Below are 11271 nucleotides of genomic sequence, written 5' to 3'. Positions count from 1 at the left end.
CTCCCGTCAACCCCTCTTTTCGACTTTTTGTCAACTTTTTTACATTCGCACCATCAGCGCGATGCTGCAGTCATCACCAGTCGCCTGAATAACACTGTTCTCAAAGCTTCTGCGCAGCATTTCCTCCATGTTCGCGCGATCCTCTCCGCGGGCTGTGTTGAAGACACGGTGCAGGACAGGCGCGAGGGTCTTCTGTCGGCGATCATAGAGGCTCATTTCTGCGCCGTCGGAGAGAAGGACGAAGCCGCATATATCTGCCACATCCCCTTTGACAAGTTTCATGGTGTCCGTCGCCTCAGGCGAGGTGATGAATACCGTGGTATTGATAAACTCACCGTTAAGCGGCTGAGAGAGGACGACGAGCTGGTCTTCGCGTAGGCAGCCAATGACACCGTCACCAATATGAAGGAGAATGAAGCGATCCCCCTTGACGGCAACAGCGAGCAGCGTAGAGGCAAGAGCATCAACATGACACGCACATTCGTCCGCCCGTGCGGCGAGTGCCGTACGCAGCTGTGTAAGGATCTGTTGTTTGACACGTGCCCCGTCTGTCTCCGCATCAAAAGCATCAAAGGAACCAGAAAATATTGCCGCAATCTCTTGGCAGGCAGTCTCTGCCCCCTCTTGGGAGAATGCAGCAGAGCCCGCGCCGTCAGCGAGAGCGATGACGGCAGTGCCCCCCGATTCACAGGCATAGGTCTTATCCTGGCACGGCAGGTCTCCGGCACGGTGCCGCCGCCCTGTAACGGCACACTCTGCAAAGTTCCATAGAATACCGCGTTCTTCGCTCAAGAGAGTGTGCTCCAGTCTTTGATACGATCGACATCGAGCTTGATTTTATCTCCTGGTGTGGAGTTCGATACGACCTTGATGCTGCTGCTGAGCCATGCAAAGAATTCTTGGAATTTCAGACCGTCGAGCCGCAGCGGCTCCCATTTCGGCGAGAGTGCAGCAAGCGCGTCCATGCCCGGCTCGCTCCCAATGCCGATAGGGAAGACGGTCAGCTTACCGGCATTCACAAGTTCCGTGACGCGCTGGGCGGCACGGCGCAGCTCAGCAGGATCGCCATTCGGTTCGCCGTCGCTCATGAGGACGAGCCACGGCTGATAGTAGTCGACCCCCTTATCCTGATACTCTTTCTTGCGCTGCGCCAGCAGGTCGAGGGCGAGGTTGACCCCCTCCCCCATCGCCGTGAGTCCATTTGCGTGCAGCTGTGGGACGGTCTGCCGTTCAATGTTGGCGAAGTCAAGCAGACATTTTGCCTCGTTGTCGAAGGTGACGATGCTGATCTCAGCAGAGTCGGCGGCGAGTATGTCGGTACGGATTGCCTCGAAGAACATTTCGATGCCCTTTTGAAGCTCCTGTATGCGGCTCTTCCCGCCCTCGACGATCTGCCAGAGTTTGCCGTCTTGGCGGATGGTCTCTCCGGTACCGACGTAGCTGCCCGCCTCGACTGCTGCCATGGAGCCGCTCGTGTCAAGGCAGAGGCAGACGGGTACACGCGGCGTCGGATTGGTGACGAGGTCGTCCATGCGGATGAGGTGCAGGTCTTTCATGGTATTTCTCCCATATTATAATAGAAAATGAACGACGGCATAGGCAATGGCAAGCCCGATGCCGATTCCGGCAACGGTCTCAAATGATGAGCTCTCCTCCGCACGGTCACTTTGCGGGACGGGCGTGCGCGAAGAGGTGTTTTGCTGTGGTGTCGTGAGCCACGTCTCGCGCTCCTTCTTTCGCGCCTCGCGGCATTCCCTGCAGTTCTCGGGCTGAGCCAGCCCCTTATCCACGAAGAAGGCGTGCTCGGCAGCGGTGATGCAGAAACGGCTGCCGCACGTTCTACATTGCTTCCATTCATAAATTTCTCCTCTGCACGAGGAACATACGCCGTGGTCGAGCTGCGTGACCGGCACCTCGCTCTTGCAAACGCGGCACGGGCGTTTTTCTGGTGACTTCGACTGCTTCGCTCCAGACTTTGTATGCGGCGTTGAGTGCCCCCATGTCTTCGTTTGCTGCGGGGACTTCGCGTCTGCATTTGGTTCAATGTGCTTGTAGCGATTCGGAAAAATCTCAAGTGAGAGGGCATCCTGCTCCGCATACTTCCCATTCGTGAGGAGGTTCTTGTACTCGCGCAAGTTTGCAAGCCACGCGTTCACATCGAGGCGGTCGCGCTCTTCGTAGTGTGCCTCGCCCTTGCGGAAGGTCTGATAAAACGGTTCTTTCATCGCACGGCGCGGGAGATGGCTCCAGATGAATCTCCATGGGCCGTCGGGAGCACGGCGATTCGAGTTCTCTCCGCAGGGATAGGAGAAATCACCGCGTGCAATGTTCTCCTGCAGATCGTTGCCGCCCTGCTGGGAGTAAGGCGTCTTACCCGGGAGCATGATGCGGAAAAGCAGGGTCGCGATAGCAAATGCCTCATTCCCCTTCGTGCGCAGAAAGCTTGAGAACGGTTGTCCCTGTACCTCGGGAGCGGTGTAAACGGGGGTGCCTACGGGACAGGGAAAGCCCTCGATCTGGTAACTGTCTGTGTCAACAAAGTAGACCTCGGTCGCGGAAACGACGAGGATATTCTGGTCATTCAGGTCGCCGATGAGAATGTCGTGGTCGTGAAGGTACTTGATCTTCTCAAGGATGGTAATGCAAAGGATAACGAGGTCGACCTTTTTCCAGTGCGGGAAAAATCTCTGCAACCGCCGCGGACTGAAGACGGCAATCTGCAGGGACTGCCCCTGTGCACGCGGCATTAGATAGCCGACGAAGTTCCCGCTCTTGTCCGAGAGCTCCGCAATGGGCCAGCAGATACCTGCGCAGGAGATGCTGCAGCTGAGCATACGGCGAATCTTTTCCCGCCGCCGTACAGTCAGGCAGTCCCGCGCGTAAATCTTCGCAACGTATGGCGTGCCCGTTTCGTAGATCCTGCCCTCGCCGCCCTTACCGATCTCCTTGCCGAGACGTATGCGCTCCGGCACGCCGTTCTGTACGCGGAAGACCATCTCGCCCTCGATGGGGATGTGTGCTGCAGGCAGCGGATCATCGGCGATGGCCGTGACGACGGTCTTTTGCGCAGTGGTCATGGCGGACGAGCGGCTGTCTGTGCGCTGCGACGCGGGCCTCTGCCCTGCCGTGTGCTCATGCCCACCATGCGGTCGACGGTCACCGTCTGTCTGTGCGCGCGCGGAGTCCGTCCTTTTCGTATGCGGCTTCTTTCCATCCTGCGGGAAAAGGTTGCCGCCGCCATCGATGCGCCGCACATGGATTTTCTTGCCGCGCTGAACGGAACGCTGGTTGACAAGGTTGCGGATGTCCGCGCCGAGGTCTGCATCCTGCGTGATGAGAAGAAGGTTGTACGTCATACGGTGACGCGTAAACTGCGTGATGAAGACGTTGTCTGCGTGACCTTCCCGATCGACCGGCTCTCCACGAAATTCGAGCAGGTTCTCCTGCTGATACCGTGGCAAAAACTCTGACAAACAGCGTTCCGCATTTCGCACATCCACAGGATCATATACCCCCGCGGCGTTCCTGTAAATTTTCTGCAGTTCGTGAAGCACACGCTCCGGAACGATGACGGGGTTGTTGTACTTCAAAATATAGGGTCTGGCGCGTTCCCAGAACGTCGGCGCAGCCTCCTTGAGCAGACTGCAGGTGTCAATGAACACCTTCCAGTCCTTGAAATACATATCAAGCAGCTTCTCTTGCCGCTCCTTCATGTTGCGTCCCGTCCCTACGCGCACGCGCTCTCCACCCCCTACGTCTTTTCTCATCAGCCGATCTCGTCCCATCCACGCGGCAAAGCACTGCGGTCATGCTCCGGTACGTTGCTCTTCGGCGTGAACGGAGTGCTGTCATTGCTATTATCACCGCATTGCCGGTCCACGAGCTCAGCTGTCGCGACATCGTCCGCTGCGGCAGCGGGTGCGCTGCTCTCTATCATACCTTTCTCGAACGCCCGCATATCCGCTTCCATAGTCTCCAGCTCCGCAGCATCCGGCTCGTCGAAGATAATTACCTCGTCCGAACACGGAGGTATCTCCTCAGTGGAAGGCGGCACACGTTCAATCTCCTCAAGGTTCGCAAGGGGCGCACCGGAGGGTTCCGCAAACACACCGTCAAGGTCATCCCATCCGATCACCGGTTCCCGCACGTCCGCATCATCCTCCTCGTCTGCATAGGAGGGCATGCCGCAGTCTGCACCCGAAACCTGCCAGCGATAAAATCCGTGATCGGTCTGATATCCGACAAGGTCGATCTCCGCACCGCCGAGGTGAGCACGATTCAGCAGTGCGATCTGTGCTGCACAGTCAGACGTGTTCGTAAAGAGTACAATCTGATGGGCATTTTTGAATCGCGCAAACACGGAAAAGAAAGTACTGAGCTCCGACCCATCGTCATCTTCACCGCGCAGGTCGATCAGCCCCTCCTCCTGCAGTTGCACCAAATGCTGCATACCGTGCTTGGCTCTTCTGCGCACGGCATCATCCGTGCTGCGCATATCCCCTTCAAGAGCTCGCACAGTCGCGAGGGAGATGAAGAAAGCACTGCCATGTTCACGCAATGCAGCGATCAGCGGCTCTGCTGCCGCAAAGAAGCCCTCCGATGCGACGACGCTGTGGTCAAGGAAGATGCGGCAGTCCGTCGCGAAGGCATGGTAATCCTCCTCCGTCAGCCAGTCGCGTTTACTGTCCTGTGCATATATATCGAGAGGCGCAGGGAATGTGTCGAGCCACCGCTGTGTGAGTGAGAGCGTACCGAGGTGATCGAAAAGGCCTGCGTCCTCAGGTGCGTTGAGCGAGAGAATTGTCTCCATCCGCACGGCAATCTCCGGCCTCTCCCGCACAGCGCCGTCCAACACAGCGGCAATCGCGAGGAACATCGTCGCACCGAGCTCCTCGCCTCCCACCTCGATGTCCGCCATCTCCTGTTCGTGGATACCCAGTACTGCCGCAAACTGCTTCGCATCCATTCGCAGGAGACGCCGCAGGTACGGCAGAGATTCTTGCATGGCGGTACACATGAGCCCACGCTGCTCTTCATAATAGGTTCGGATATTCATATATATTCCTCCTCTATCAGCGGGCTGCGCGCCCTCGCGCAGCCCCGTCCTATAATTTGATCTCCGATATCGGCTGATTCGGCCCATGCGGCTGCACCAGTATCTTTGCGGGAGTTGCTCCCGCGGGCATGGCAAAAACAACACTTGCTGTCATCTGCATCCCTGGTGATATGTTTTCCATGTGGAACGTGGCAACCCTGTTGTGAAAGAGCACGCCCATGCCGCTGTCCGAGACCGCATAGCTGTTGCCATCCGTATCAACCATGCGTATGTTAAAACTCACGATGTGGATACTGCTCGAGCCTCGGTTCGCAAGCGTCAGTTTGACGAGAGCAAAAGGCCCCTGCACGGTGCCCATCGGACCTGTCAGCGAGGACGGGCGCGAGATGGACTCCACACGCCCGACAAGCGCAGGCTTCTGTGCAGATGCACTCTGCGCCGCAGGTTGGTCCGTACGCAGAGAGCCCCCCGTGGTTTTCTCGCTGCCCTTCTTTGTGCCGCGCTCCCCATTCTCCTTGGTTTTGGCATCCGTCTTTTCTGTTTGCGTCGCTGTCATCGGCTGTGCAGCAGGCGCATCTTTTTTCCAAAGCCCCAAGCCGGGGCCGAAAAAATAGATGAGCGCTCCCAGAATAAGCCCGAACAGGATCCCCTTCCTCATCTCTCTACGTCCTTTCTCATTGAACGAAAAATCATTTCATTGAGTATAAAATCATTCTACCATAAAACAAGATAGGTAGCAGAAAAAATTTCTATCCATAATTATATTTCCCCAGATGATTGTTCCTTGTTTCTTCCCCCTTCCTGTGGTATTCTATGATAGAATTTATTCTGGGGGACGTACTGATACGTTCGGCACGACCATCTTGACGCATCTTTTCGTCCGCTTGTCGTCGGCAAATTCTCCACATAGCCCTTGCTATGCATCCGGTTTGCCGCCTCAATCGGACAAAAATCTACGCCGATCTGAGAGACTGTTTATCAGCGATTTCCTAGATGAAATACCCTGAAAGGAATTTGAAATGCCGAAAAATCCGGTCAAGCATCAATGCACCTTCTGCAAGCGCATCATCGACGTGCGCGACCAATACGATATGCCGATCTACGATCCAAATACGGGCTTTGCCATCTGCAAGGACTGCGTGCGCGAGATCAACCGCTACCTCGACGAACACGACGCATCCGTCTCCTCGGAGGAGCGCACGACGTTCCGCAAGGAGCTGGGCGACGTACTGGAAAAGACGCGCCCTCACCTCATCAAGGAGTATCTCGACACCTACATCATCAATCAGGACCGCGCGAAGAAAATCCTCGCCGTCGCCGTCTACAACCACTACAAGCGCATGAAATACGGCTACGAAAAGAAAGAGGACGAGGGCACGGAGATCGAGAAGTCGAACGTCATTATGCTCGGTCCCTCGGGCTGCGGCAAAACCGCCCTCCTCTCCCATCTCTCAAAGCTCCTCGATGTGCCGTTTGCCGTGACAGATGCCTCCAGCCTCACCGAGGCGGGCTTCGTCGGCGCGGATGTCGAGGTCGCCGTCCGCAACCTCTACTATGCGGCGGACAAGGATGTGGAGAAGGCGGAGCACGGCATCATCTACCTCGACGAGTTCGATAAAATCGCGCGCAAATCCGGTGCGAACAATTCCATCACTGCCGACCCCGGTCATGAGGGCGTCCAGCAGGCACTCCTCAAGATGCTCGAAGGCAGTGTCGTCGAGTTCACGGCGCGCGGCCAGCGCAAACACCCCGAGGCGCCGACCATCAAGGTTGACACGAAAAACATCCTCTTCATCGTCGGCGGCGCATTCGTCGGCATCGAGAAGATCATCGCCAAGCGGCTCAAGAAAGGCAGCGTCGCCATGGGCTTTGGCGCGGAGGTGCGCGGCAAGGATCTCGAAAAGGAATACGACGCACTCATCCATCAGGTCACGCCTGAGGACCTCATGGAGTATGGCATCATCCCCGAGATCATCGGCCGTCTGCCCGTGATCTGCACACTCGAAACCCTCGACGAGGACGCGCTCCTGCGCATCCTCACGGAGCCGGTCAATGCACCGGTACGTCAGTACCAGCAGCTGCTCGCAATGGACGGCGTGGAGCTTGTCTTTACCGAGGACGCTCTGCGCGCCGTCGCAAAAAAAGCAATCGAGCGCAAGACGGGTGCACGCAGCCTGCGCGGCATCATCGAGGAGGTCATGCTCGACGTAATGTTCGACATCCCGCGTGAGACCGCCCCGCGCCGCGTCACCGTGACGAAGGAATGCATCACCGAGGGCGCGGCGCCGACCGTGGAGAACGCAGCGGCGGGGTGATAAATTTATCCTTGCAAAACAGCATAAACGTGTTATACTGTGTGTAGAAGTCAACGATGGTCATTGACAACCAAAAGAAAGAAATCCCCTGCGGCTGGTTACCGCAGGGGTCTTTCTTTGCAACTGGTGAGGTCGCATCTGGCTGGTGCCACAACGGCGGTCGCTTCTACCGCCCCAGCCTCTGCAGAATCAGCGCCCCGAGAATACTCCCGAGTACGCTGGTCAGCAGGGAAAGCATAACATCTCCGATGGTCATCGTGACAACCTCCCTTCCTTGCCGGATTGGCTTGGTTGGGCCGTGGCAGCTTCAGTATAACACAACGGACGACAAAACTCCCACTGCGATGCCAGCCGCAGTGGGAGTTTTCATATGGAAATTTATACCCGCACGAAATCGCCGTCTGCCTCCATACGCCAGATCTCGTCCGCCGCACCTGCATGTGCGGCAAAGCGTTCGACGTTGCGGGCATCGCTCGCCTCGCAGAAGGCGGTCGCCTCCGCCTCGGAGAGTCCCCCCTGCACCTTGCGGGCGATGAGGCGATCCCGCAGGAACGCGGCGGGTGCGTCGATACGGACGGCATAGTCGGCGAGCGGACGGAGGCCGCTCCACGGCTCCTCGTCCAAGAGGAGCCAGTTGCCCTCGACGAGGAGGATCGGTGCATCCGCCGTGACGGCATCAGGCACGACGTCGTGAATGCGGCGGTCGTAGACGGGGAATGTCACGCTACTCTCCCGCGCTGCGCCAAGTTTTGCCGCGAGGGCGGCGACGTCAAAGGTCTCGGGTGCACCCTTGATGGATTTCAGGAGGATTTCTTCCCCACCCTGCCGGATGGTATGCGCCGCGAGATAGCGATTCGAATAGTGAAAGCCGTCCATGCCGAGTGCCTGCACGGAGGTGAGCCCCGCCTCGGTGCGTGAAAGCCGCTCCAAGAACTGCGCGAGCGTCGTTTTCCCTGTGGCGGGCGGTGCGGCAAGAAAGGCGATGCGGCGCTGCCCGCGGCAATGTTGCAGCTCTCTGAGACGACGCAGCAGCGGCAGGAAGAGATGCTCAACCGTGTCGGTACGGTAACGAACACGCTGCGGCAGTCCGTTGACGGTCATCGCGCAGGTGTGCCACTCTTTTTCACGCACAGAGATCCCCCTCCTCGATAGAATATTTTAGCAAAAGTATGCCCGTGGTTCAACTGTAGACAAGTTTCCATATAAAAAGGACTGCTGAACGAGTCAAGCCTCGTACGGCAGTCCTTTCTTGTGCCCCCGCCACCGCTTGCTGACCTGTCCAAGAAGCAAGTCCGTAGGACGAAGCTGATTGGAAAACAGGTCGTATGCGAAAACGTCCCAAGAACACGAGCGTTAGCGATGTGTGATTGGCTGACGTTGACCGCTCGCGGTCCCCCTCCCCCGTCACAGCGGGGGAGGCTTTAGCGAAATCACGGCATAGCAGCTTCCCCATTTACGAAGGGGCTAGGGAAGCTAAGGATATGCTTTCTCAGTCCTTCATGCGCGGAACGGTCATCGTGCCGAAGGCGGTCTCCTTGCGGTGGCAGTGCGGGCACTCGTTCTCGATGAGTCCCGTGTAGCCGCAGACGGGGTCGCGGTCAACGGGGTGGTTGATGGAGAAGTAGCCCATGTCCGCGTCGTGCATGGCGCGGACGACTTTCTCGAAGGCCTTGACGTTCTTCGATGGGTCGCCGTCCATCTCGATGTAGGCGATATGCCCTGCGTTCTCGAGCGCGTGATACGGTGCCTCGATGCGGATCTTGTCGTAGGCGCTGATGTCATAGTAGACGGGCACATGGCTTGAGTTCGTCATGTAAGAGCGGTCGGTGACGCCGGGGATCGTCCCATAGACGCGCTTGTTCGCACGCTGGAACTGTCCTGCCGTGCTCTCGGCGGGCGTGCCGAACGTCGACCAGTTGCGGTGCTCCGCCTCAGTGTAGGCATCGGTACGCTCGCGCATGTGCCCGACGATCTCGAGCCCGAGTTTCTGCGCCTCCTCGCTCTCGCCGTGGTGCTTTCCGATGAGTGCAACAAGGCACTCGGCGAGTCCGCAGAAACCGATCGAGTACGAGGCGTGCTTCAGCACCTCCTTGATGGAGTCGACGGGGCTCGCCTTTTCGCTGTCGAGCCAGACGCCCTGCCCCATGAGGAACGGATAGTTGTAGATGTGCTTTTCCTCGATAATCTTCAGTCGATCGAGCAAATAGTCGTGGCAGAGGTCAATATAGTAATCGTAGAGTTCCCAGAATTTCCCCAGATTGCCCTTGGCCTCGAGCGCAAGCTTCGGCAGGTTGATCGTCGTAAAGGAAAAATTCCCGCGGCTGCCCGACTGCTCGGGGCCGTTGACGTTGCTCATGACGCGCGTGCGGCAGCCCATGGTTGCGACGCAGCTGTTATAGTCGCCGGGCTTGTAGTACTGGAGGTTGTACGGCGCATCGAGGTTGACGTAGTTCGGGAACAGGCGGCGCGCACTGACGCGGCAGGACTCGATAAAGAGGTCGTAGTTCGGATCCTCGGGGTTGTAGTTGACACCCGCCTTAAGCTGAAAGACAGAAATGGGGAAGATCGCCGTCTCGCCGTTGCCGAGCCCCTGCCAGATCGCGCTCAGCACCTCGCGGATGACGAGCCGTCCCTCGGGCGAGGTATCCATGCCGTAGTTGATGGAGCTGAACGGCACCTGTGCCCCCGCACGCGAGTGGAGTGTGTTGAAGTTGTGAATGAGCGCCTCCATCGCCTGATGCGTCTCCTCCTCGACACTCTCGCAGGCGAGCTGGTAGATCGTCCGCACGTCCGCCTCGAGTTCCTGCTCCGCCGGGGTGTCGAATGCTGCACTGTAGACGATGTTCAGTGCACGCATGAGTTCGGCACGGGCGCGCTCCGCACGCGCGTCGTCCTGCTTTTCCGCATAGACGCAGACGGCAAAGTCGAGCTCCGCGCGCAGTGCCTTCTTGAACGCCTCGTGGGTAAAATAACCATGCCCGATGTGGTAGAGCAGTGCCTTCCACGCCTCCTCGAGGATTGCCTTGCGGAAGGACTTCTTTACGCCGTCTGCCATGGCGTAGTCAAACGCGTTGATGCTCTGCCCGCCGAACATGTCGTTCTGATTCGACTGGATCGCGATGCACGCGAGGCTCGCGTAGGCACGGATGGAGTTCGGTTCGCGCAGGAAACCGTGTCCCGTCGAGAAGCCGCCGCGAAAGAGTTTCAGAAGATCGATCTGGCAGCAGTTGAACGTGATGAGTGAGAAGTCCTTGTCATGGATGTGGATAAAGTTCTCACGGTCAGCAGTCGCATAGCGTTCGTCGAGAACGTAATTGTCGACGAAGTGCTTTGCCCCCTCCGCACCGAGCTTCAGCATGATGCCCATCGACGCGTCTGTGTTGATGTTCGCGTTGTCGCGCTTGAGGTCGGAGTCCACCGCATCGGCAAAGAAGATGTCGCGGTAACTCTCCATGAGGTGCTTCTGCGCGCGGCGGCGCTGGGCATGCCGCTGGCGGTAGGTGATGTAGCGGCGCGCAATGTCATAGTGCCCGTGCGCGAGCAGCTGTTTTTCGACGAGATCCTGGATCTCCTCGACGCTGATCTCCGTGCGGTCGCCAAATGCCTCCTCGACGCTCTTCGTCACCGTGTCGATCTCAAGTGCCGTCATCGGGTGGACGTACTCCTTGCTCGCCGAGGTAATGGCATTGAGGATCTTCGAACGGTCGTAGGGCACCGCATTGCCCGCGCGTTTTGTCACCGTCGTCACTGTCATAGATTTCGCTCCTTTATCCATACATAATACTATATCTTGTGGTTCGCATTTTTTGCTACGGAAGATATTGTAACAGAGAGGAAGATTCTTGGCAAGGTATTTTTCACGCAAAAAAGGCAGCGGTACGTCACAATATGACATACCGC

General features: G+C 57.7%; 8 protein-coding genes. 1 reads left to right on the top strand and 7 read right to left on the bottom strand.

Annotated elements, in window-relative coordinates; translation table 11 throughout:
- Positions 1-39: 39 nt before the first annotated feature.
- Genes ADJ74_RS04755 through ADJ74_RS04735 form a run of 5 tightly spaced genes read right to left on the bottom strand, consistent with a single transcriptional unit; the run spans position 40 to position 5714 of the window.
- Entirely contained in the window at positions 40-792 is a 753-nt protein-coding gene (locus ADJ74_RS04755; RefSeq protein ID WP_050342335.1) for a PP2C family serine/threonine-protein phosphatase, read from the bottom strand.
- Complete coding sequence (locus ADJ74_RS04750; protein ID WP_050342333.1) at positions 789-1556, bottom strand: VWA domain-containing protein; 768 nt, start codon at positions 1554-1556, stop codon at positions 789-791. Before ADJ74_RS04750 ends, ADJ74_RS04755 begins: the two co-directional genes overlap by 4 nt.
- Positions 1557-1571: 15 nt before the next feature.
- On the bottom strand, positions 1572-3767 hold the full coding sequence (locus ADJ74_RS04745) for a zinc-ribbon domain containing protein (protein WP_050342331.1): 2196 nt from the start codon (positions 3765-3767) through the stop codon (positions 1572-1574).
- Positions 3767-5056, bottom strand: coding sequence for a hypothetical protein (locus tag ADJ74_RS04740; protein WP_050342329.1), 1290 nt, complete (start codon positions 5054-5056; stop codon positions 3767-3769). The genes ADJ74_RS04745 and ADJ74_RS04740 overlap by 1 nt, the downstream gene beginning before the upstream one ends.
- A 49-nt stretch (positions 5057-5105) precedes the next feature.
- Positions 5106-5714: a DUF4352 domain-containing protein gene (locus ADJ74_RS04735; RefSeq protein ID WP_050342327.1), complete on the bottom strand. Its 609-nt coding sequence runs from the start codon at positions 5712-5714 to the stop codon at positions 5106-5108.
- A 361-nt stretch (positions 5715-6075) separates the two neighbouring features.
- On the opposite strand from ADJ74_RS04735, the gene clpX reads away from it, so the two are divergent.
- Positions 6076-7371: an ATP-dependent Clp protease ATP-binding subunit ClpX gene (gene clpX / locus ADJ74_RS04730; protein ID WP_050342326.1), complete on the top strand. Its 1296-nt coding sequence runs from the start codon at positions 6076-6078 to the stop codon at positions 7369-7371.
- Between the two features lie 378 nt (positions 7372-7749).
- Here clpX and ADJ74_RS04725 read toward each other — a convergent pair whose 3' ends face one another.
- Both ADJ74_RS04725 and ADJ74_RS04720 read right to left on the bottom strand, forming a co-directional pair.
- A complete protein-coding gene (locus ADJ74_RS04725) occupies positions 7750-8502 on the bottom strand; it encodes a nucleoside/nucleotide kinase family protein (RefSeq protein ID WP_050342324.1) in 753 nt (250 codons plus the stop codon).
- A 358-nt stretch (positions 8503-8860) separates the two neighbouring features.
- Positions 8861-11125 (bottom strand): anaerobic ribonucleoside triphosphate reductase, encoded by a 2265-nt coding sequence (locus tag ADJ74_RS04720; RefSeq protein WP_050342322.1) that lies wholly within the window; start codon positions 11123-11125, stop codon positions 8861-8863.
- Between the last annotated feature and the right edge of the window lie 146 nt (positions 11126-11271).

It is taken from the genome of Selenomonas sp. oral taxon 478 (assembly GCF_001189555.1).
GTDB lineage: Bacteria > Bacillota > Negativicutes > Selenomonadales > Selenomonadaceae > Centipeda > Centipeda felix.
The sequence above is the reverse complement of the archived record's forward strand: the minus strand, read 5'-3'. Positions and strand labels throughout refer to the sequence as shown.

Coding starts and splice junctions, on each gene's coding strand:
- ADJ74_RS04750 (WP_050342333.1), bottom strand. CDS start 1,556: ATGAAAGACCTGCACCTCATCCGCATGGACGACCTCGTCACCAATCCG.
- ADJ74_RS04745 (WP_050342331.1), bottom strand. CDS start 3,767: ATGAGAAAAGACGTAGGGGGTGGAGAGCGCGTGCGCGTAGGGACGGGA.
- ADJ74_RS04740 (WP_050342329.1), bottom strand. CDS start 5,056: ATGAATATCCGAACCTATTATGAAGAGCAGCGTGGGCTCATGTGTACC.
- ADJ74_RS04735 (WP_050342327.1), bottom strand. CDS start 5,714: ATGAGGAAGGGGATCCTGTTCGGGCTTATTCTGGGAGCGCTCATCTAT.
- clpX (WP_050342326.1), top strand. CDS start 6,076: ATGCCGAAAAATCCGGTCAAGCATCAATGCACCTTCTGCAAGCGCATC.
- ADJ74_RS04720 (WP_050342322.1), bottom strand. CDS start 11,125: ATGACAGTGACGACGGTGACAAAACGCGCGGGCAATGCGGTGCCCTAC.